The sequence below is a fragment of the Nocardioides piscis genome (genome assembly GCF_011300215.1).
GTDB lineage: Bacteria > Actinomycetota > Actinomycetes > Propionibacteriales > Nocardioidaceae > Nocardioides > Nocardioides piscis.
Genome location: NZ_CP049866.1, coordinates 678,632 through 700,221 on the forward strand (window position 1 = coordinate 678,632; position 21,590 = coordinate 700,221).

The window sequence follows — 21,590 nt, forward strand, 5'->3', positions numbered from 1 at the left end:
CCCGGCTGTGGAAAGGGGCATGCCGACGTCGGCTGTGCGTCGATGGCGGCCCGCTGCGGTCGGTCATGGGGCCAGCGACGAGAGCAGTCCGGCCACGACGGGGACGATGCCGAGCACGAGGAACGAGGGCAGCAGGCACAGCCCGAGCGGCACTGCGGCCTTGACTCCGACCGCACGGGCCCGGTCCTCGACCGCTGCCAGGCTCGCCGACTCGAGGTCGTCGGCCAGTGCCTCGACCGCGTCGGCCACCGACGTCCCGCGGCTCTCCGCGCGCTCCAGCACCCGCCCCAGGGGCGCCAGGATGTCGTCGTCGGCCAGGCCTCCCCACACGACCGCCGGGTCCACACCCATCCGGAGGCGGGCCAGCACCCCCTCCACCCTGGTCGCCGTCGGTCCCGGGCACGCCGAGGCGACCGCAGCCAGCGCGCCGATCGGCGAGGCGCCGGAGCGCAGCGCGCAGGCGAACAGGTCGACGACGTGGGGCAGCTCCCGCTGGGCCGCCAGCCGCTCTCGTCGTATGGCGCCTGGAACCGATCGGGCCAGCGCGACCCAGGCGGCGAGAGCCGCGGCAGGCGCAGCCACGACCCCGAGCACCCCGCCCAGGAAGACGGCCGCGCCGGCACCACACAGCAGGCACAGCACGGGCCGGACCGGGAGCCGCGCCGGCGCCGACCCGACCGGTGCCGACGCGACCGATGCCGGAGACCGCACCCGCGGACGGGGACCCCCTGCCAGCAGCGCGGCCATCGCGGCCAGGACGGCGGCGAGCAGGATCACTGCGCCTCCACCTGGTCGGCGATGACCTCGATCCACCACAGGCCACCGACCGCGAAGGCGAGTCCGACCGCAAGACAGCCCCACCCGACCGGGGTCTCGAGCAGGAACCGCCACGGGTCGCCACCGGCTCCGGAGCCCATCCCGAGCGCCACCACGGGGAGGGCCGCGACAAGACGAGCGGTGGCCCGGGCGGAGGCCAGCTCGGAGGCCACGACTCGTTGGGTCTGCTGCTGGGCCTGGATGCGGCCGGCGATCCGGGTGACGGCGTGGGCGAGACCCTGGCCCGAGTGGTGGGCGACCTGCCAGGCAGCGGCGACGATCCGCAGGTCACCGGCTCCCGGCCGGTCCGCGGCCCGGCGCAGCGCACTCGGCACGTCCGAGCCCAGCCGCGAGGCGTCGAGCACCGGCAGGAGGCCCGGCCAGCGGCGCGCTGCCTCGGTCAGGGCATCGTCCGGAGGCCGGCCGGCCCGCAGCTCCGCGGCCATCACCTGGCACGCCTCGCGAACCCCCTGCCCCGTCAGGTCGCGGCCTCGGCGGAGCACCCGGCGTCGCCATACGAACCAAGCGCCGGCGGCTGCCAGGCCGACGATCGCGGCGACGGCGCCGACCCTGACCGGGAGCCACCCGGCGGCCAGCGCCCACCCGGCCAGGCCCGCTGCGACCATGACTCCCGGTCGAGTCATCGACGGTGCCCGAGACAGTCGAGTCGAGGGCACCAGCAACCAGCCGGCCGCCCCCGCGAGCAGCACCGCGACCAGCGTCACGTCCCGAGCCGCTCGGCGAGCGCTGCGGCCGCAGGCCCGCGGACCAGCTGACCCTCGGGGGCGACCTCGAGCGCGGAGGCGATGGTCACCGTCCCGTCGTCACGGCGCACGAGCATCCCGATCTGGGCGAGGTGACGGCGACCGTCGCTGGCCCTGGCCAGGTGGACCACCACGTCGAGGGCCGCCGCGAGCTGGCTGTGGGCGGCCTCGCGCGGCAGCCCTGCGGTTGCTGCGAGAGCCTCGATCCGCGCCGGCACGTCGGCGGCGGAGTTGGCGTGGATGGTCCCGCAGCCCCCGGCATGGCCGGTGTTCATCGCGGCCAGCATGTCGACCACCTCTGCGCCACGCACCTCCCCCACGATCAGCCGGTCGGGTCGCATCCGCAGGGCCTGGCGGACCAGCGTGCGCAGGGTCAGCTCGCCCGCCCCTTCGATGTTGGGCGGGCGGGCCTCCAGGCCGAGGACGTGGGGGTGGTCTGGCCGCAGCTCGCTGGCGTCCTCGACCAGCACGAGCCGCTCGGCGGGGTCGACCAGCGAGAGCAGGGCGGCCAGCATGGTCGTCTTGCCCGTGCCGGTCCCGCCGCTGACCAGGAACGCCAACCGGGCGCCGACGATCGCACCCAGCACCTCGGCGCCCTCGGCGGTGACCGACCCGGCGGCGATGAGCTCGTCGAGGGTGAAGGTCCTCGCCGACGGGACCCGCAGCGAGATCGTCGTCCCCGGCCGCGACGTGGGCGCGAGCACCGCGTGCAGCCTCGTGCCGTCAGGGAGCCGGACGTCGGCGTAGGGCGTCGCATCGTCGAGCCGCCGACCCGCCGTCGCGGCGAGGCGCTGGGCGAGACGGCGCACGGCCGCGTCGTCGGGGAAGCACACCGGGGTCAGTCGCAGCCCGTCGCCGTCGTCGACCCAGACCTGGTCGGCACCGTTGACGAGGACGTCGGTGACGCCGGGAAGTCGCAGCAGCGGCTCCAGCGGGCCCGCCCCGAGGACATCTCGTCGAAGAGCGTCGTGGACGGCCAGGACGGTGGCGTCGCCGACGGGCCGCCCCGCCGCCCGCATCGCCTCCGCGACCCGGTGGGGCGACAGCTCCCCGCGGACGCGGCGAGCCGCTCGCGCACCTCGTCGAGCAGGCCACGCTCGGAGAGGCTGCCACCGAGGATGGCCATCACGCGACCTGGGCCAGGAACGCGGCCGCCGCCCGACCGAGGGGTGTGCGCCGATGGCGGACCGGGCCGAGTCCGAGGTCGACGGCCTCCGTCAGGGCTCGCTGCTCCGGCACCTCCATCGCCACCGGGAGCCCCGTCGCGTCGGCGACGTCGCGAGCCGACACCCCACCGCGCCGAACGGCCAGGCGCAGGTGGGTCGTGTCGGCGAACGGCGTCAGCAGCCGGATGGTGGAGGACACCCCGCTGATCGTCGCCGGCGTGACCGCCAGCACCTGGTCGCACCTGGCGACGAGCTCGGCCGTGACCTCGCCCTGCTGCCGGGCGAGGTCGAGGACGACGACCTCGTGGCCTCGGCGCGCAGCCGCGAGGACGTCGCGCAGCGCGCCCAGGGGCGGTGGCTGCGCCACCCCGGGCAACCACGTCAGCACGCCCACGCCGTCGCGCTCGGGCACTGCCTCCCGCAGCGCCCGAGCGCCCAACCTCCCCGACGAGGCGGCCAGGTCGGCCCACCTCACGCCGTCGACGCCCTCCACGCCGAGCAGCCGGTCGAGGCCGGGGCCGACGGGATCGGTGTCGATCAGGAGGGTCGGGCCGGCCCGGCCGCCGACCTGCGCGAGGGCGCACGCCACCGTGGACGCCCCTGCGCCCCCTGCCCCGCCGATGACGCCGACGACGAGCCCGTCCCTGGCCCCCTCGTCGACGTCGGCCAGCAGCGCGCCGAGGTGGTGCTCGGCGGCCGGGAGCTCTGCCACGGTGGCCGCACCCAGCTCGAGGGCGAGCCGGAAGGTCGACGACTGCGGCGCCCGGCACACGACGACCACCCCACTGCGACGGGGCGGGGCGATCGCCACGAGGTCGCCCAGGAGGTCTTCACCGACCAGGACCAGCGGGGCCGAGCCCCACGACGCCAGCGCGGCCACGGGGTCGACGCGGACGTCGCACTCCACGCCGGCTCCCGCAGCCAGTCGGGCGAGGTCGTCGAGCAGGGCCGGATCGCGAGAGAGGACGAGTGGGTGCATGCCCTCGACCCTGACCGAGCCGGCCGACGGTGGGTGGCCCATCGCCGTACCCGCTGTGGAAGACCGGGGACGACACCGCCTGTGCGCGACTTGCGACCCGGATCCGGCAGGTCCCGCGCCTACGATGGGCGCATGTCCCGCCCCACCGCGGCCTTCTTCGACCTCGACAAGACGATCATCGCCAAGTCGAGCACGTTGGCCTTCAGCAAGGAGTTCCAGGCGGGCGGGCTGATCAACAGGCGGGCGATGCTCCGCAGCACCTATGCCCAGTTCGTCTATCTGGTCGGTGGCGCCGACCACGACCAAATGGAGAAGATGCGGCAGTTCATGTCGACGCTGTGCGCCGGCTGGGACGTCGCCACCGTCCGCGAGATCGTGGCCGACACGCTGCACAACATCGTCGACCCGATCGTCTATGACGAGGCCGTCAGCCTGATCGAGGAACACCAGCTCGCCGGCCGCGACGTCGTCATCGTCTCCACGAGCGGCTCCGAGGTCGTCGAGCCCATCGGGCAGCTGCTCGGCGCCGACCGGGTGGTGGCGACGCGGATGGAGATCGTCGACGGGAAGTACTCCGGCGAGATCGAGTACTACGCCTATGCCGAGGAGAAGGCGCGCGCCATCGAGGAGCTCGCGCGGGTCGCCGACTACGACCTCGCCAACAGCTACGCCTACAGCGACTCGGTCACCGACGTCCACATGCTCGAGACCGTCGGCCACCCCTACGCCGTCAACCCCGACAAGGACCTGCGCCGGATCGCCACCGAGCGGGGCTGGCCGATCCTGCTCTTCGACAAGCCCGTCGAGCTGCGGTCGCGGGTGACGATGCCGCCCGCCAGACCGACTCTCGCGGCGCTGGCCGTCGGCGGTGCAGTCGTCGGGAGCGTGCTGTGGTCCAACGCCCGCAAGCGCCGCTTCGACGCCTGATCCCGCCCCTCGAAGGGCCCAGAAGTCAACCCTTGCAGCCCTTGAAGGTCACGCGCCAAGGGCGTACAAACGAAGACAACAACTCCATGGTTTGCACGTGAAGCCGGGTACCCACGCGGCGATCTACCCTCTCGAAGAGGGCGCGAGTCACCGGAGAGATCTCCGGGACAGCACTTAGAATTTGCACGCTTGGTAACCATCGACGATCACGTGTCAGCGACGGCACCCGACCCACGCGGACGGGTGCCGTTCGCATGCCCGCACCGCTCATCGGCGTGGCAGCTTCACCGCCAGCACCGAGCAGCCCGCCTCGAGCAGGATCGACTGCGCCGTGGAGCCCATGATCAGCTTGCCCACCGGGGTGCGGTGGCGCAGACCGATCACGATCACCTGGGCGTCGACCTCCTCCGCGACGCCCAGCAGGTCGTCGGCAGCCAGCTCGCTCGAGGTGAACCGGCGCACGCCGTACGACACCCCGGACGCCTCGAGGGCTGACTCCAGCGACGCCAGCTGCGCGTCCTGGGCGTAGCGCGGGTCGACCAGCCGGTCGGCCCGGGTGGTGTTCACGACGACCAGGTCGGTGTCCCGCCGCTGCGCCTCCTCGATGGCGGCGGCCAGCGTGGCCTCCCCCAGCTTGTTGGGGACATAGCCCACGACCACGGTCATGACCGCTCGCTCCTTGCGTCGGTGGGGACAGACCTCTCGTCGTCCTCCAGGTGTTCGAGCTCGTCCCCGGTCTGCCGCTCCCTGCCCTTGAGCCACAGCGAGACCACGAAGATCACTGCCAGCGAGAGATAGACGAACACCGCGAACGGAGACTGCACCAGCGTCATCGGGTCACCCTGGGAGATCGACAGGGCCCGTCGCAGCTGGGCCTCGAACATCGGTCCCAGGATCATCGCCACGACCATCGGTGCGACCGGATAGCCGAAGCGGCGCATGAAGAACCCGATCACCCCGATCACCAGCAGGATCATCACGTCAGCGGGGATGAAGTTCACCGCGAACGCGCCCATCGCCGCGAAGGTCAGGATGCCGGCGTAGAGGTAGTGGCGCGGGATCTGCAGCACACGCACCCACATCCCCACCAGGGGGAGGTTCAGCACCAGCAGCATCACGTTGCCGATGTAGAGGCTGGCGATCAGCGCCCACACCAACGGCGCGTTGCCCTCGAAGAGCTGCGAGCCCGGCTGGATGTTGTAGCGCTGGAACGCCGCCAGCATGATCGCCGCGGTCGCGGTGGTGGGCAGGCCGAGCGTCAGCAGCGGGACGAGCACACCGGCCGCTGCCGCGTTGTTGGCCGACTCCGGACCGGCCACGCCCTCGATCGCGCCGTGGCCGAACTGGTCCTTGCGTTCGCCCTTCGCCAGCTTCTTCTCCGCCGCGTAGGACACGAACGTCGCCACGTCTGCGCCACCCGCCGGGATCGTGCCGATCGGGAAGCCGATGGCGGTCCCGCGCAACCACGGTTTCCACGAGTGCCGCAGCTCGTCCCGGGTCATCCAGTTGCGCCAGCCCTTGGTGATGGGGACGACCTCGACCGGTCCCCTCCTCAGCCGCGAGCCGACATAGAGCGCCTCACCGACGGCGAAGAGGCCCACCGCGACGAGGACCACGTCGATCCCGTCACCGAGCACGGGCAGCCCGAAGGTGAACCGCTGCTGGCCGGAGATCAGGTCGACGCCGACCAACCCGATGAACAGTCCCATCGACAACGAGGCCAGGCCCCGGGAGATGGAGCTGCCGAGCAGGGCGCCCACCGTCAGGAACGCGAGGATCATCAGCGCGACGTAGTCGACCGGACCCAGCTGCACGGCCCACTTCGCGGCGAGCGGAGCGATGAAGGTCAGCGCCGCGGTGGCCGCGGTGCCGGCGACGAAGGAGCCGATGGCGGCGGTCGCCAGAGCCGCGGTCCCCCGCCCAGTCTTGGCCATCCGGTTGCCCTCGAGGGCGGTGATGATGGACGCGGACTCACCCGGCGTGTTCAGGAGGATCGACGTCGTCGACCCGCCATACATGCCGCCGTAGTAGATGCCGGCGAACAGGATGAAGGCGCCGGTCGGTTCGAGGCTGTAGGTCAGCGGCAGCAGCAGCGCGACGGTCATCGCCGGGCCGATGCCGGGGAGCACCCCGACCGCGGTGCCGACGAAGACCCCCAACAGCGCCATGAGCAGGTATTGCGGCTGCAGTGCCGTGCCGAAGCCCTCCATGAGGGCGAAGAAGCTATCCATCGAGGAACCGCACCCCCTCCAGCAGCGGGCCCGCCGGCAGCGAGACGCCCAGGCCACCGGCGAAGACCACCTGCAGCACCAGGGCCAGCAGCAGGCCGATCGCGACGGCCCGCCACCACGGCTTCGCGCCCAGCACGATCGCGGAGCCGGCGAACAGCACCGTGGCGGCGATCGGCCAGCCGGCAGGGACGATCAGGAAGACGTGGGCGAGGAGCAGGGCGATGAGCATCCCCACGACGACCCAGTCGGTGTGCTCGTCGGCGGCGACGTCCTCGCCGATCTCTGCCTCGCCACGGTGACCCCGCAGCACGGCGGCCACGACGGCCAGCCCGGACAGCACCAGCGCACCGCCGACGAGGTAGGGCAGCACCCGAGGGCCCATCGAACCGGCGGAGATCGGCTCGTTGATCGAGCCCGCCCGGAGCAGGGCGAACAGGCCCAGGGCCACCACCCCGCCGGCGAACACGAGCTCGCCGACGGGGAAGGTGCGCTCACCGGAGAGCTCCTGGTGTGTGGTGGACACGGTCACTCGACCAGCCCGATGTCACGCAGCACCTGCTGGACGCGGACGATCTCCTCGTCGAGGAAGGCGTCGAAGTCGTCACCCGTGATGAGGGCGTCGGCCCAGGCGTTCTCCTCGAGGACGGCTGACCAGTCCTCGGTCCCGTGCATGTCGGTGACCAGCTCGACAAGCTCGTCGGTCTTGGCCTCGTCGATCCCACCGGGGGCCACGACGCCGCGCCAGTTGGTCAGCGTCACGTCGATGCCCTGCTCGGAGAGGGTGGGCACGTTGGGCAGCAGGTCGGACCGTTCCTCGCCGGAGACTCCGAGTGCCTTGAGCTTGCCGTCCTCGACCTGGGAGGCGTATTCGGCGACACCCGAGATGCCCGCATCCACCTTGCCGCCGAGCAGCGCGGCGAGCGACTCGCCGCCGCCGGCGTAGGGGATGTAGTTGAGGCTGTCGGGGGCGATCTCGGCCTCCTGCAGGAGCAAGCCGCCCAGGATGTGGTCGGCCCCGCCCGCCGAGCCGCCCGCGACCGAGACTCCCTGGCCACGCTCGGCCTGGTCCTCGATCAGGTCGTTGACGTCCTCGTACGGCGAGTCCGCCGGCGCCACGATGATCAGCGCCTCCTCGGTGAGCCCGGCGATCGGGGTGACGTCCTCCAGGGTGGCCTCGGACTGGTTGGTCTCGACGGCGCCGACCATGACCAGGCCCATCACCATGAGGGTGTCGTCCTCGGTCTCGTTGGCGAGCTGGGCGAGGCCGATGGTCCCGCCGGCGGCGCCGACGTTCTCCACCTGGGCGTTGCCGACGAGGTCGTTGTCCTGGAGCACGGCCTGCATCGCGCGGCCGGTCGCGTCCCACCCGCCGCCGGGGTCGGCCGGGACGATGATCTGCAGGTCGTCGATGCCGGCCTCGCCCGATGCGTCGTCGGCGCTCTCACCGAGGGAGCCGCAGCTGGCGAGCGCGAGCGCTCCGACGAGGGCGACCGCGGAGGCGGAGAGTCGGCGGCGGTGCTTCGGGGTGCTGATCATGGGGTCCACTCCTTCAGGGGACGCCGTGACGAGCGTCACAGCGGTCCCGGAAAGGTAGGAGCGGACGCGGCCCCGATGGAACGTTGCGGAGGTATAGGTCGTATTGGAACTTCTGGTCGAGCGCTGCGACCCCTCAGCCGATCCTGTGACCTGCGGCACAATGGCGTGATGGTCCGGAAGGTGTCGCTGCGCACCCAGCTGCTGGCGCTGCAGCTGCTGATCGTGCTGACGACCGTGTGCCTGGTCGGCGTCGTGGCGTCGCTGATGCAGGCCGCACAGATCCGGGAGTCCTACCAGCAGCAGATGGTCGGTGTGGCCCAGAGCGTCGCGACGCTGCCCTCGGTCGTCGACGCGTTCTCCACCGAGGACCCGTCGGCGACCATCCAGCCGATCGCCGAGCTGATCCGGCAGGCGTCGGGCGTCACCTATGTCGTGGTGACCGACGAGGAGGGCATCCGCTTCTCCCACCCCAACCCCGACCGGATCGGCGAGCGGGTCTCCACCGACCCGTCCGTCCCGCTCTCGGGAGAGACGTATGTCGGCACGCAGACGGGCACGCTCGGTGAGTCGTGGCGGGTGAAGCTGCCCATCAAGGCCGAGGACGGCACCGTGATCGGCACCGCCTCGGTCGGCATCCTCGAGTCGGAGCTGCGCGCCGACCTCTACGACAACCTGCCCTGGTTGGCGCTGTGGCTGGTCGGCGCCGTGCTGGTCGGCACGCTCGGCGCCGTGTGGGTCTCCCGGCTGGTGTGGCGTCGGATCTATCGCCTCGAGCCGGAGGAGATCGCGTCGCTGCTGGAGACGCGGGAGGCGATGCTGCACGGCATCGGCGAAGGTCTCGTGGCCGTCGACGACCACGAGCGGATCGTGCTGGTCAACGACCAGGCCATGCGGCTGCTCGACCTCGGGCCGGAGGTCGTCGGGCAGCGGGCCGACGACGTCCTCGAGCCCAGCCTGCTGGCGTTGCTGGGCGCCGACGGCGAGAGCAGCGAGCGGATGCTGCTGGCCGGCGAGCGGATCCTGCTCGGCCACCGCAGCGACGCAGAGGTCGACGGCCGGCCGGTGGGCGCGGTGCTGATCCTTCGCGACCGGACCGAGCTCCTCGGCACGCTCCGAGAGCTCGACGGCGCCCGTGACCTCACCGAGTCGCTGCGTGCGCAGGCCCACGAGTTCTCCAACCGGATGCACGTCGTCTCCGGGCTGATCGAGATGGGGCGCACCCAGGAGGCCGTCGACTTCATCGCCCGGGCCGGCCAGGGCGGGTCGCTGACCGATGCCCCGGTCGCTCCCGGGATCGCCAACCCCGACGTCGTCGCCCTGCTGCTGGCCAAGACCACGACGAGCGAGGAGCGCGGGGTGCGCCTCGTGGTCGACCCCGGCTCCGAGGTCGGCGCGGACGAGAGCACCGACCTGGTCACGGTGCTCGGCAACCTGGTCGACAACGCGGTCGACGCCTGCGCCCCGGGCGACACGGTGGAGGTGTCGCTCCGTCGCGACGACAGCGCCACGGTCGTCACCGTGCAGGACGACGGCGTCGGCATCCCCGAGGCCGACCGCGACCGGATCTTCGAGTCCGGCTGGAGCACCAAGGGGTCCTCCGGCACCCGTGGCATCGGTCTTGCGCTGGTGCGGCGCGTCGCCCGTCGCCGCGGTGGCGACGTGGTCGTCTCCGCTTCCGCCGCGGGTGGTGCGCGCTTCGACGTACGCCTCCCGCATCGAGACGACCTCCCACACTCCCCGCTGGAGGCTTCGCGACCCCAACCGCGGCAGCCGACACCCGCAGGAGGCAGCGGCTGATGGAGAAGCCCCGCGTCCTCGTCGTCGACGACGACTTCGCCGTCGCCGCGCTGCACCGGGGGTTCGTCGAGCTCCACGGCGGGTTCACCGTGGTCGGCGTGGCCCACGACGGCGTCGAGGCGCTGCGCCTGGCCGACGAGACCGACCCCGACCTGGTGCTGCTCGACATCCACCTGCCCGACATGTCCGGGCTGGAGGTGCTGCGACAGCTGCGCGCCCGCCCCGGCCGGCCGTTCGACGTCATCGCGATCACCGCTGCCCGCGAGCTCGAGACCGTGCGGACCGCCATGGCAGGTGGGGTGCTCCACTACCTCGTCAAGCCGTTCACCGCCCAGGTGCTGCGCGAGCGGCTCGACGACTATCTCCGCCGCCGGGCCGAGATCCGGCGCACCGAGGCACGCGAGACCGAGCTCGACCAGGACCAGGTCGACCGGCTGCTCGCCACGTCCCGACGCGGACAGGCTGCGGCCACGCCGCCCAAGGGCCTCTCCCGCGCCACCATGGAAGCTGTCCGCGCAGCGCTCTCGGCGAGTGCCGGCTCCGCCTCCGCCCAGGAGATCGGCGACCGCGTGGGCGTCTCGCGGGTCAGCGCCCGCCGCTATCTCGAGCACCTCGTCGCCGAGGGCCACGCCCGGGTCGCTCCGAAGTACGGCGCCAGCGGCCGCCCCGAGAACCGCTATCTCTGGCTCCCCTGAGCCCGCCCGACGCGGCGGTCGGGGCTATTCCGCGTCGCGCCGCAGCGGCGACGCCTCGGCCCCGGCGGCGAAGGCCTCGGCGGCATACAGCGCCCAGGCGTGCACCCCGCGGGCCTCGCCGGCGCCATAGGCGCGCAGGTTGGACTCATATTCCGCGCGCAGCGCCAGGTGGCCGGCCTCCGGCACCATGAGCGACTTGGCGTCGACGCCCCGCGAGACCAGCACCAGCCGCTCGAGCGACCGGGCGACGATCCCGTTGTGGGAGGCGAAAGGGGCCGCGGTCGCGACGTCGGCGTGCGCGATCGCCGCCACGAGCAGGGCCGGAGCCGTCGTGCCCGAAAGAAGGAGCTCGGCGACGCCACGCAGCCGGTCGGCCGACGCAGCGTCGCGCGGTCGGCCCAGCTCGTCGTCGGGCACGGCCCCGGCGGCGACCAGCGAGTGCAGCCGCGCGATCGCCTGCAGCGGAGCGGTCTTGAGCAGCGGCGCGAGACCCAGCTGGGACGCCGAGAGGCGCACCGCGGCCTCCGCGATCGCGTCGCCAGACCCCCGCGGACCTGCTTCAGCGTCGACGTCGATCCTTCGAGCACGGCCGACGCGTGCGCACCCCGCAGCAGCGACTCCCCGGTCATCTCGGGTGAGGTCCGGCGCAGTCCCCGGTCTCGCAGCATCACGTCGATGCCGTCGCGCACAGCGGCGTATGCCGACGGCACGCCCTCGAGGTCGACGAGCCAGGCGAGGGGGTCGGTGAGGGGGGCAGCCACGAGCACGACGCTAGTAGCCTGCTCCGGGTGAGTGACGAGCAGCCCGACGCCAAGCGCCTCGCCGACTCCTTCGGCGCCGTGGCGCAGTCCTATGACCGCGGTCGCCCGGCCTATCCCGCTGAGGCAGCAGCGTGGCTCCTGGCCGGTGAGGCGAGGATCGTGCTCGAGCTCGGCGCCGGGACGGGCAAGCTGACGCGCGAGCTGGTCGACCAGGGTCACGCAGTCTTCGCCACCGACAAGGACCCGGCGATGCTCGAGGTCCTCAAGCAGCGCGTGCCCGAGGTCAGCGCGAAGGTCGCGGCCGCCGAGGAGATCCCCGCCAACGACCGCAGTGTCGACGTCGTGGTCGCAGCGCAGTCCTTCCACTGGTTCGACCGCGACCGGGCGCTGCCCGAGATCGCGCGCGTGCTGCGGCCCGGCGGCCACGTCGCCCTGGTGTGGAACCTCTTCGACCAGCGCATCCCCTGGGTGCGCAAGCTCGTGCAGGCGATGGGCGAGGACAACGTCACCACCAGCTCCCACGAGGCCCTCGCCGACAGCGACCTCTTCGGCGAGGTCGAGTCGAAGACGTTCGCCTTCTGGCAGGACATCACCCGAGACACCCTCGTCGACATCGCCGCCTCCCACTCCCACGTCGCCGCCCTGCCCGAGGACGAGCGCGAGGCCCGGCTGGATGCCGTGCGTGCGCTGTACGACGACTACGGCCGCGGCCACGACGGCATGCAGCTGCCCTATGTCGTCGAGTGCTTCCGCGCCCAGGTCGTCGACCAGCGCGACACGGGCGTGGAGGTCGCGAGCGAGACGACAACCGAAGAGGGCTCTGGCGCGTCACAGGAGCGTCCGATCATCTCGGACGGCACCGACACCGACATGCTGCTCATCGACTTCCGCTAGGCAGCCGATCCACGGGGGATCCCATGCGCCGTACGACCTCAATCATCGCTGCGACGCTCTTGGGCGCCGCACTCCTCACCACGCCACTTGCCGGTGCCGCCGAGGAGACCTGTCGCGGTGTGGCCGCGACCATCGTCGGGACCGGGCAGCGGCTCGTGGGCACCGAAGGTCGCGACGTCATGGTGACTGACAGGGCCGAGATCATCGAGTCGCTCGGTGGTGACGACCTGATCTGCGTACGAGGGCCGGGCTGGAACTCCAATCTTGTCGATGTCGATGCCGGCGCCGGCAACGACGTCGTGGACAGCACCGCGATGGCCAGGCACTACTACCTCACCGCGATTCTCGGGGACGGTGCCGACACCTTCGTGGGTGGTGCCGGGGACGAGACTGTCCTGGCAGGGGCCGCGGCTGGTCCCGACGGCGAGGTGCCCAGCGAGGTCGAGCGCGACGTGATTGAGACCGGCGCCGGTGGGGACGATGTCACGTCCGGAGGACCGGGTCTGCCCAACGACGACTCGATCCTGACGGGCAGTGGTGATGACTACGTGACGTGGTCCGGCACGATGGGAGCGCAAGGCATGCTCGACGGCGGTGACGGCACGGACATGCTGCGGCCGTTGGCCTCGGGACAGACCTTCACCATCGACCTCAGCGCACAAACCATCACCCGGGACGGAGTGCCGACAGCGGCGTTCAGCTCGTTCCAGGCATTGAGCGTGAAGCCCGAGCCGGGCCTCGGAACGGTGGAGATCATCGGCACCGACGGTGTCGACCCGGTCGATGTCAGCGGGGCCGCGATCGTGCACGCAGATCTGCGCGGGGGCGACGATCACCTCCGGCTGTTCGAGACCGTGCCAGGCAGCCGCCTCGACCTGGGGGCGGGAACCGACTGGGTGGCCGTCAGCTCCCGCGACGGCTCCGTCGACCTGGATCTGTCCCTGGGCGATCTCGTCGTGGACGGCGTCTTCGCGGCGCCGCTCGCCGGGATCGAAGAGGCCTACGTCTCCGCCCGTGAGGTCACCTTGACCGGCAACGACCAGGCCAACAGCCTCTCCGCGTCCGGCTGCGTGGCGCACGTCGACGGCCGCGGAGGCAAGGACTATCTCGATCATGGCAACTACGACTTCAGCACCGACACGGGCTATTCCTGCGACCGGGGTCGGGTCACGCTGCGTGGAGGCTCGGGCAACGACAGGGTCGACGGGAGCAAGCACGCCGACCTCATCTCCGGCGGCCCTGGCAACGACCAGGTCGATGCCGGCCCCGCCCTCCAGGGCAAGAACCGGGTCTGGGGCGGGCGCGGCAACGACCAGCTCGTCGGCGGGGGCGACCGCGACGTGCTCATCGGCGGAGCAGGCAGCGACCGGCTCGACGCCTCCAGGAAGGCCGACGTGCTGCGTGGCGGCAAGGGCAAGGACGGCGCCAACGGTGGCCCGGGTCGCGACCTGTGCCGCAGTGAGATCCGGAAGTCCTGCGAGCGCTGACCTGACGGAGCGCGGAGCGGGGCTAGGTTGGCCGACATGATCAGTCGGCTGCGCCCCTGGCGGCGCACCCACCTGGGCACCGAGGCCGACCGTGCCACCTTCCGCACCCTCCACACGGCGTCCCTGGCCGCCCCCGCCCTCCGCGAGGGCCTGACCGAGGCCAGCGCCGAGCGCAGCCTGCGGCACCTCCGGACGCTGCTCGGGACACCGTCGGCGGCGCTGACCGACACCGACCGGGTGCTCGCCTGGGCCGGCCTCGGCCACCACCACGCCGCGGAGGTCGAGCGGGCGATCGCCGACCTGACCGACGATGCGTCGACCCGGATGGTGCGGGCGGACGCCTGCGAGGACGGCGGCTGCCCCGTCGGCGAGCTGGTCATCAGCCCGCTCGTCGTCGAGGAGGTGCTCGTCGGCTCCCTGGTGGTGGGCGCGCCCACCGCGACCGGCAGCCTGGTCCGCGCCGCCAACGAAGTCGCCGCCTGGGTCTCGGGCCAGCTCGAGCTCGCCAGCCTCGACGACTCGAGGACCGCGCTGATGGAGGCCGAGGTGCGGGCGCTCAGGGCCCAGATCAGCCCCCACTTCATCTACAACTCCCTGGGCGCCATCGCCAGCTTCGTGCGCACCGACCCCGACCGGGCCCGCGAGCTGCTGCTCGAGTTCGCCGACTTCACCCGCTACTCCTTCCGCAGCCACGGCGCCTACACGACGCTGGCCGAGGAGCTTCGCTCGGTCGAGCGCTATCTCCTGCTCGAGCAGGCGCGCTTCGGCGACCGGCTCAAGGTGGTGCTCAAGATCGCGCCGGAGGTGCTGCCCGTCGCCATACCGTTCCTGTGCATCCAGCCGCTGGTCGAGAACGCGGTGCGTCATGGCCTGGAGGCCAGCGTCGACAAGGCCGACGGCGTCGGGCAGATCTCGATCACGGCGCGCGACCTCGGCCAGGAGTGCGTGATCGAGGTCGAGGACGACGGCGCGGGCGAGGACCCCGAGCGCGTACGCCGAGCGCTGGCCGGCGACGCGACGATGGACTCCGTCGGCCTCGGCAACGTCGACGCACGCCTGCGCAACGCCTATGGCGACGACCACGGCCTGGTCGTCGAGACGGCCCCGGGCGCCGGCACCAAGGTGGTCGTGCGGGTGCCGAAGTTCGCGCCGGGGGTGCACGCATGAGCCTTCGTGTCCTCGTCATCGACGACGAGCTGCCGGCCCTCGACGAGCTGCGGTTCCTGCTCGAGCGCGACCCCCGGGTGGCCAGCGTGCAGGGCTGCGACTCCGCCGCCGAGGCGCTGCGCATCCTGCAGGGAGCCGAGGTCGACGCGGTCTTCCTCGACATCCAGATGCCCGGCCTCACCGGCCTCGACCTCGCCCAGGTGTTGTCGCGCTTCAAGGCCCCGCCGGCCATCGTCTTCGTGACCGCCCACGAGGAGCACGCGGTGGAGGCGTTCGACCTCCACGCCGTGGACTACGTCCTCAAGCCGGTGCGGGAGGAGCGGCTCGCCGAGGCCGTCCGCCGGGTGGTCGCGGGTGCCGGCACCACCGAGAGCGGCGACACCCAGATCCCGGTCGAGCGCGGCGGCGTCACCCGCTTCATCGCGCGCAGCGAGGTGACGCACGTGGAGGCACAGGGTGACTACGCCAGGCTCCACACCGCACAGGGCTCCCACCTCGTTCGTACGCCGCTGTCGACCCTGGCCGAGGACTGGGCCGGCGCCGGGTTCGTCCGCATCCACCGCTCGCTGCTCGTCGCGCTGGCCCACGTCTCCGAGCTGCGCGTCGACGCCGGCCGGGCGAGCGTGGTGGTGGCCGGCCAGGAGCTCCCGGTCAGTCGCCGACACACCCGCGAGCTGCGCGAGCTCCTGACCCGACAGCCCCGGTGACGCGGTCGTGAACGACGTCCCCCGGGTCCGGGTGACCGGCCCGCCACGCAAGAGGGCGGCCACCACACGGCGGTCGGGGCGGCGCGAGATCGAGGCCGACACCGAGCTCGGCCGGGTCTTCATGCAGTCGCTGCTGCGCGAGCAGAGACGGCTCGCCCTGGGCATCCTGACCGTCCTCGGCCTCACCGTCGGCGCGCTCCCCCTGGCCTTTCACCTGGTTCCCGGCCTGGCCCAGGTCCGGGTCGGGCCGGTGCCGCTGTCGTGGCTGCTGCTCGGCTTCCTGGTCTATCCCTGGCTGCTGCTCCTGGGCTGGATCTACGTCCGCCGCTCGGAGGCCAACGAGCGGGACTTCGCATCCCTCGTCGAGGAGGTCGACCGGTGACCGTGCCCCTCGTGGTCGACGCCAGCATCGTCCCGGGGGTCGTCGCCGTCGTGACGGTGACGGTGGCGACGCTCGCGATCGGCACCTGGGGCCTGCGATTCTCGCGCACCACCAGCGACTTCTTCGTCGCCTCGCGGACGGTCCGGCCGGGTCTCAACGCCAGCGCGATCGGCGGCGAATATCTTTCGGCCGCCTCCTTCCTCGGCGTCGCCGGCCTCGTGCTGACCTTCGGCGCCGACATGCTCTGGTACCCCGTCGGCTGGACGGCGGGCTACCTCGTCCTGATGGTGCTCGTCGCTGCCCCCCTCCGCCGCAGCGGCGCCTACACGCTGCCCGACTTCGCGGAGGCCAGGCTCGCGTCGCGAGGTGTCCGGTCTGTGAGCTCGGTGCTGGTGGTCGGCATCGGCTGGCTCTATCTCCTGCCGCAGTTCCAGGGCGCGGGGCTGACGCTGCAGGCGGCGATCGACGCGCCGCAGTGGGTGGGGCCGCTGGTCGTGGGCATCGTCGTGCTGGTCAACGTCGGCTCCGGCGGCATGCGGAGCATCACCTTCGTGCAGGCTTTCCAGTACTGGCTCAAGCTCACCGCGCTGCTCCTCCCTGCCTGCGTGCTGCTCGCCGTCTGGGCGGGTGACGGAGCGCCCAACCCGACCACCGTCGGGCCCGGCGCGGGTGCCGACTTCTGGTCGCTGCCGCTCGGGGAGGGCGGCGCGCAGGGCCTCTACGTCACCTACTCGCTGATCGTCGCGACCTTCCTCGGCACCATGGGCCTGCCCCATGTTGTCGTGCGCTTCTACACCAACCCAGACGGCCGCGCCGCGCGACGGACCACCCTCATCGTCCTGGCGCTGCTCGGTCTCTTCTACCTGCTCCCCCCGGTGTATGCCGCCCTCGGCCGCATCTACGCCGCCGACCTGGCCGTCAGCGGCTCCGACGTGCTGGTGCTCGAGCTGCCGCGCTTGATGGTCGGCGGGCTGCTCGGCGAGCTCCTGACCGCGCTCGTCACCGCCGGCGCCTTCGCCGCCTTCCTGTCGACCTCGTCTGGCCTGTCGATCGCCGTCGCGGGAGTGCTCTCCCAGGACGTGACCGGACGCCGCTTCGGTCGCCACCGGCTCCCCGGCGTCACCGCCTTCCGCGTCGCGGCAGTCATATCGGTGGTGGTCCCCGCCCTCGTCTCGGTCGCGGCCGCCGACGTGGGCGTCGCGCGGACGGTCGGGCTCGCCTTCGCCGTCGCCGCCTCCACGTTCTGCCCGCTGCTGCTCCTCGGCATCTGGTGGCGTGGCCTCACCGCACCCGGTGCGATCGCCGGCCTCGTCGTCGGCGGTTTGGGATCCGGTATGGCGGTGGGCTGGACCCTCGCCAGCTCGTCGACGACCGGGTGGGTGGCCGTGCTGCTGGGTCAGCCGGCTGCCTGGAGTGTCCCGTCCGCCATGCTCACGATGGTGGTCGTGAGTCGGTTGACGCGTGATCAGGTTCCGGCGCATGCCGGGCGCTTCATGGTCCGGCTGCACACGCCCGAGTCTGTTGATCTCGACCGTGGGCTGGGGCGGTGAGGGTGCCTCAGCCGGGCAACATTCGAGACGCCCCTTTCGTCGCCTGTCGGCGACCGAACATCCGGATCTGCCGATGTCCGTAGCTGAATGGAGCGTGCTTGCGACCGGCATGTCAGCGGTTCCGCCCCGAAGGACCCAACCAATAGCCCTCAGGCGCGGTCGACCCATTCGGAGGAGGGCTCGCGGGGGCGCAGGTCGTTCTTCATCGTGGCGATGCGCCGGTCGGCCCGGTCGATTCGGTACGCGTCCAGGTTGCCGTGCCGTACGCCCAAGCGGATGATCCAGTACGCGGCGAATCCAGCGACACCCCACATCGGCAGCACTAAGAACAGCAGCCCCGCCAACCCCACGTCCATCATCGTCGGAGGCTATCGCACCTCACCGGAGTGGCTCGACGCTATTCCGGGCCCCGACATGTCTCCTTGGCGATCTGCCGTCTGACGCTCTGCACAACCGCCGGAATCTGCCCGCTTGACGGGGCTATGCCCGCCCGGATCTGGCTCCCCTCTGTGTCAAGAAGCTGTCGGTAGTGGGGTCCTAGGATCTGTGGTGGCGGGTCCGGGAAGTGGCTTGTCCGAAGAGTTGGTCTGGGGCTGTGAGCCGGCCGCGCTGGAGTCAGAGTCGTTGCCCCGTTGCCCTCCCGGGCCCGTCCTCGAACCAGTAGCGGTGTGGGCGACCGTGTCGTCGAGCATGGTCTTGTAGACGATGTTCGACAGTCGCCGTTTCAGCGCACGCATCGCTTCCATCGACGTCTTGCCCTCGGCTTTGCGGCGGTCGTAGTAGGCCCGGCCCTCGGTTGCGTTGCGTAGTTGGACAGTCGCCATGATGTGCACGACCCGGTTGATCTGCCGGTTCCCGGCACGCGACAGCCGATGGCGGACCTGGTCGCCCGAGGACGCGTCGATCGGTGCGGTGCCGTTCCATGAGGCGAAGTGGTCACGGTCAGGGAAGCGGGTGATGTCGCCGACCTCGACCAGCAACTGGGCTGCCCCAGAGGGTCCGATGCCGTGCAGGTCCAGCAAGGTGGTGCCGGTGGCCTTGACCAACTCAGTCAGTTCTTTGTTCGCCGCCTTCTTCCGCGCGTAGATCCGTTCCAGGTCTGCGACCAGCTCGGCGGCGACCCGGCGACGGGTCTTGCCCACGACGTCTCGTGGGCGAGCCTTGGCCAGCAGCGCCTTGGCCTGGGCGGCGGACAAGTCTTTCTTCGCACCTCCCGGGACCAGCTCGAGCAGCAGCTGGTGCAGCTGGGAAGTCTTACGGGTGTGCTCGTCGCCCAGCGAGCGGCGGCGATCTACCAGGAGTCGTAGGACCGCGAGCTGCTCGTCGTCCACCACGGGTCGTAGCCCGGCCATTCGGGTCCCGACCAGCGCAACCGAGTGGGCGTCAGTGGCGTCGGTCTTGCGTCCTTGGCCGGTGGCGAAGACTCGCGTGCGTGCTGCCAGCTTCGGTGGGACGTCGACGACTTCCTCGCCCGCGGCGAGGAGTCGGACCGCCACGTGGTGACCGATCCCATTGCAGCCCTCGATCGCCCAGATGTGGTCCGGGAACTGGCTGACATAGCGCCTCATCTCGGCGAAACCGCCCTGATCGGTGGCGTACCGGCCGCCGCCGAGGACGGTCTCGTCGGCAGCCATCACCTCGATCGTGACCGACCTCTTGTGCGGGTCCATCCCGATCACCACGCGGGTAGTAGATGTGTTCTTCACTTGCTCCTCCGATGCTCGTCCCATCACTGGATGTCGAGTCGGGAGGGCAACGCTACTTCGAGCCGAGCAAACCCCTCTTGAGCCTCTCCGGACCCTGGCGACGCCCGGTCCGCGCAGGCCAAATGAGAGCCACACGACTCAGCGTGGGCAGCCGCAATGAGAGCGACGGACCGGGCGCCTGGACCGAGCCTTGCCAGACGTCGGTCCTGCGTCAATGAAACAAGTAGCCGCGATGAGTGCCTCTCAGCGCCGCGTTCACACCTATGGACGAGGAGTGGCCCTGACGGGCCTGTCACCGCCTGCCGTGACCGACACCCGCCTTCGTGACGTTGTCATGATGTGCCGATGAAGGACGCTGATCCCGGATCCGGTGCTCCGGCCCCCGTCGCCCTGCTCGGACCCCGGGCAGCGTCGGCCCTGGTCTTCGGCTCCTCCGCTGCCGTCCTCGTGGTCGAGCTGGTGGCGCTGCGGTTGCTGGCGCCATACCTCGGCCTGACCCTCGAGACCAGCACGCTGGTGATCGGGCTGGCCCTGACGGCGATCGCGATGGGTTCCTGGTGGGGTGGCTGGCTCGCGGACGTGCGGCCGGCGCAACGCCTCATCGGACCGCTATTGATGGTGTCGGGCGTGGCCGTGGCGCTCACCCCGTTCGTGGTGCGGGCTTCGGCCGAGGCCGCGGACGGCTCGTTGCTGGTGCTGGCCCTCGGCCTGTCGCTCTTCGTCCCCGGCGCGCTGCTCGCCGCTGTCACGCCGGCGGTGACCAAGTTGCGCCTCTCCAGCCTTGCCGAGACCGGTACGGTCGTCGGTCGCCTGTCGGGGATCGGCACGGCGGGCGCGGTGTTCGGCACCGTCGTCACGGGGTTCGTGCTGATCTCGCGGGTGCCGGTCACCGCGATCATGGTCGGACTCGGGTTGGGTCTCGTGCTGGCTGCGCTGGCGGTCGAGGCTCGGCTGCGGGTGGTGCGCGTTGCCACCGGTCTCGCGCTGGCGCTCGTCGCAGCCGGAGCGGTCGGCGGCACGGTTGGACCAGGTGGCTGCGACGCCGAGACGACCTATCACTGCGTCGAGGTCGAGACGGACCCGGACCGGTCGTCCGGACGCACGCTGGTGCTGGACGGTCTACGGCACTCCTACGTCGACCTCGACGACCCGACCTACCTCGACTTCGTCTACGTCCAGGCGATTGCGTCAGCACTCGACACGGCCTTCGCGCCGAGCGAGGTCCTGGAGGCCTACCACCTCGGTGCCGGTGCCCTCACCGTGCCGCGCTATCTGGAGGCCGTCCGACCAGGCACCCGCAGCCTCGTCTCGGAGATCGACGGCGGGGTCGTGCGGGCTGGTGCTGAGTGGCTCGGCGCCACGGGCGGCGACAGGATCGACGTCCGGGTCGAGGACGGACGCGTCGGTCTGTCACGACTGCCCGGAGCCAGTCGCGACCTCGTGGTGGGCGACGCGTTCGGCGGCGTGAGCGCGCCGTGGCACCTGGCGACGCATGAAGCCGTGAGCGAGGTCGACCGCGTGCTGCGCGATGACGGGGTGTACGCCGCCAACCTCATCGACCACGGTGCGCTGGCGTTCGCGCGCGCCGAGGTCGCGACCTTGGGAGCGGTCTTCGACCATGTGGCGCTCGCGGCCGATGTCGGCACGATTGAGCGAACCGCAGACGCGGGCGGCAACCTGGTGGCGCTTGCCTCCGACCAGGCGCTCGACACCGCGGCCTGGCAGGCGAGCCTGGACGAGCGAGGGACCGGCTGGCGCGTCATCACGGGGGCTGACCTGGTCGAGTGGGTCGACGGTGCGCGTGTGCTCACCGACGACTACGCGCCAGTCGACCAGCTGTTGACGCCCTATCCGACCCAGTCTCAGGCCGCTCCCCTGGAGGACGAGGGAGACGATGGTGGCAGCCTGCTTGCGCAGCTCGCCCGGCACGATCGTGGTCGGCCTTGATCAGCGGCCGTGATGAAATCGAACGTCGCACAATGCCGATCACCGGTTCTCGCTCATCTGATGGGCGCGAGCCACGTG

General features: G+C 71.5%; 21 protein-coding genes. 10 read left to right on the forward strand and 11 right to left on the reverse strand.

Features of this window, described 5'->3' with window-relative positions; all coding sequences use genetic code 11:
- Positions 1-63 precede the first annotated feature (63 nt).
- The 4 genes from G7071_RS03440 to ssd all read right to left on the reverse strand — a co-directional run bounded on the left by G7071_RS03440 (position 64) and on the right by ssd (position 3,725).
- A complete protein-coding gene (locus G7071_RS03440; RefSeq protein ID WP_246210343.1) occupies positions 64-777 on the reverse strand; it encodes a type II secretion system F family protein in 714 nt (237 codons plus the stop codon).
- Positions 774-1,541 carry a type II secretion system F family protein gene (locus G7071_RS03445; RefSeq protein ID WP_166314916.1) on the reverse strand — a complete coding sequence of 256 codons (768 nt, stop codon included), beginning with the start codon at positions 1,539-1,541 and terminating at the stop codon, positions 774-776. The genes G7071_RS03440 and G7071_RS03445 overlap by 4 nt, the downstream gene beginning before the upstream one ends.
- A complete protein-coding gene (locus G7071_RS03450) occupies positions 1,538-2,599 on the reverse strand; it encodes a TadA family conjugal transfer-associated ATPase (protein ID WP_166314918.1) in 1,062 nt (353 codons plus the stop codon). Before G7071_RS03450 ends, G7071_RS03445 begins: the two co-directional genes overlap by 4 nt.
- A 106-nt stretch (positions 2,600-2,705) precedes the next feature.
- Positions 2,706-3,725 carry a septum site-determining protein Ssd gene (ssd, locus tag G7071_RS03455; protein ID WP_166314921.1) on the reverse strand — a complete coding sequence of 340 codons (1,020 nt, stop codon included), beginning with the start codon at positions 3,723-3,725 and terminating at the stop codon, positions 2,706-2,708.
- A 132-nt stretch (positions 3,726-3,857) separates the two neighbouring features.
- Between ssd and G7071_RS03460 the strand changes: the two genes are divergently transcribed.
- A complete protein-coding gene (locus G7071_RS03460; protein ID WP_166314924.1) occupies positions 3,858-4,652 on the forward strand; it encodes an HAD family hydrolase in 795 nt (264 codons plus the stop codon).
- Positions 4,653-4,919: 267 nt separating this feature from the next.
- Here G7071_RS03460 and G7071_RS03465 read toward each other — a convergent pair whose 3' ends face one another.
- Genes G7071_RS03465 through G7071_RS03480 form a run of 4 tightly spaced genes read right to left on the reverse strand, consistent with a single transcriptional unit; the run spans position 4,920 to position 8,419 of the window.
- Positions 4,920-5,318: a universal stress protein gene (locus G7071_RS03465; RefSeq protein ID WP_166314927.1), complete on the reverse strand. Its 399-nt coding sequence runs from the start codon at positions 5,316-5,318 to the stop codon at positions 4,920-4,922.
- On the reverse strand, positions 5,315-6,883 hold the full coding sequence (locus G7071_RS03470; RefSeq protein ID WP_166314930.1) for a tripartite tricarboxylate transporter permease: 1,569 nt from the start codon (positions 6,881-6,883) through the stop codon (positions 5,315-5,317). Before G7071_RS03470 ends, G7071_RS03465 begins: the two co-directional genes overlap by 4 nt.
- Entirely contained in the window at positions 6,876-7,406 is a 531-nt protein-coding gene (locus G7071_RS03475; protein WP_166314933.1) for a tripartite tricarboxylate transporter TctB family protein, read from the reverse strand. Before G7071_RS03475 ends, G7071_RS03470 begins: the two co-directional genes overlap by 8 nt.
- 2 nt (positions 7,407-7,408) lie before the next feature.
- Entirely contained in the window at positions 7,409-8,419 is a 1,011-nt protein-coding gene (locus tag G7071_RS03480; protein ID WP_166314936.1) for a Bug family tripartite tricarboxylate transporter substrate binding protein, read from the reverse strand.
- A gap of 168 nt (positions 8,420-8,587) precedes the next feature.
- On the opposite strand from G7071_RS03480, the gene G7071_RS03485 reads away from it, so the two are divergent.
- Both G7071_RS03485 and G7071_RS03490 read left to right on the forward strand, forming a co-directional pair.
- Positions 8,588-10,216: an ATP-binding protein gene (locus G7071_RS03485; RefSeq protein WP_166314939.1), complete on the forward strand. Its 1,629-nt coding sequence runs from the start codon at positions 8,588-8,590 to the stop codon at positions 10,214-10,216.
- Entirely contained in the window at positions 10,216-10,911 is a 696-nt protein-coding gene (locus tag G7071_RS03490; RefSeq protein WP_166314942.1) for a response regulator, read from the forward strand. The genes G7071_RS03485 and G7071_RS03490 overlap by 1 nt, the downstream gene beginning before the upstream one ends.
- A 24-nt stretch (positions 10,912-10,935) precedes the next feature.
- Here G7071_RS03490 and G7071_RS03495 read toward each other — a convergent pair whose 3' ends face one another.
- Positions 10,936-11,427 (reverse strand): Fic family protein, encoded by a 492-nt coding sequence (locus G7071_RS03495; RefSeq protein ID WP_246210344.1) that lies wholly within the window; start codon positions 11,425-11,427, stop codon positions 10,936-10,938.
- Between the two features lie 272 nt (positions 11,428-11,699).
- Here G7071_RS03495 and G7071_RS03500 point away from each other — a divergent pair, with 272 nt between their 5' ends.
- From G7071_RS03500 to G7071_RS03525, 6 genes are read left to right on the forward strand one after another with little or no spacing between them, the layout of a single operon-like run.
- A complete protein-coding gene (locus G7071_RS03500; protein WP_166314945.1) occupies positions 11,700-12,566 on the forward strand; it encodes a class I SAM-dependent methyltransferase in 867 nt (288 codons plus the stop codon).
- Positions 12,567-12,589: 23 nt separating this feature from the next.
- Positions 12,590-14,053 carry a calcium-binding protein gene (locus tag G7071_RS03505; RefSeq protein WP_166314948.1) on the forward strand — a complete coding sequence of 488 codons (1,464 nt, stop codon included), beginning with the start codon at positions 12,590-12,592 and terminating at the stop codon, positions 14,051-14,053.
- Between the two features lie 36 nt (positions 14,054-14,089).
- Entirely contained in the window at positions 14,090-15,220 is a 1,131-nt protein-coding gene (locus tag G7071_RS03510; protein ID WP_166314951.1) for a sensor histidine kinase, read from the forward strand.
- Complete coding sequence (locus G7071_RS03515) at positions 15,217-15,927, forward strand: LytR/AlgR family response regulator transcription factor (RefSeq protein WP_166314954.1); 711 nt, start codon at positions 15,217-15,219, stop codon at positions 15,925-15,927. Before G7071_RS03510 ends, G7071_RS03515 begins: the two co-directional genes overlap by 4 nt.
- A 7-nt stretch (positions 15,928-15,934) precedes the next feature.
- Positions 15,935-16,309 (forward strand): DUF485 domain-containing protein, encoded by a 375-nt coding sequence (locus tag G7071_RS03520; protein WP_166314957.1) that lies wholly within the window; start codon positions 15,935-15,937, stop codon positions 16,307-16,309.
- Positions 16,306-17,859: a sodium/solute symporter gene (locus tag G7071_RS03525; RefSeq protein ID WP_246210345.1), complete on the forward strand. Its 1,554-nt coding sequence runs from the start codon at positions 16,306-16,308 to the stop codon at positions 17,857-17,859. The genes G7071_RS03520 and G7071_RS03525 overlap by 4 nt, the downstream gene beginning before the upstream one ends.
- 149 nt (positions 17,860-18,008) lie before the next feature.
- On the opposite strand, the gene G7071_RS03530 is transcribed toward G7071_RS03525, so the two are convergent.
- Both G7071_RS03530 and G7071_RS03535 read right to left on the reverse strand, forming a co-directional pair.
- Positions 18,009-18,218, reverse strand: coding sequence for a hypothetical protein (locus G7071_RS03530; RefSeq protein WP_166314960.1), 210 nt, complete (start codon positions 18,216-18,218; stop codon positions 18,009-18,011).
- A gap of 153 nt (positions 18,219-18,371) precedes the next feature.
- Positions 18,372-19,589, reverse strand: coding sequence for an IS110 family RNA-guided transposase (locus tag G7071_RS03535; RefSeq protein WP_206062790.1), 1,218 nt, complete (start codon positions 19,587-19,589; stop codon positions 18,372-18,374).
- 321 nt (positions 19,590-19,910) lie between these two features.
- Here G7071_RS03535 and G7071_RS03540 point away from each other — a divergent pair, with 321 nt between their 5' ends.
- Positions 19,911-21,512, forward strand: coding sequence for a fused MFS/spermidine synthase (locus tag G7071_RS03540; protein ID WP_206062893.1), 1,602 nt, complete (start codon positions 19,911-19,913; stop codon positions 21,510-21,512).
- Positions 21,513-21,590: the final 78 nt, after the last annotated feature.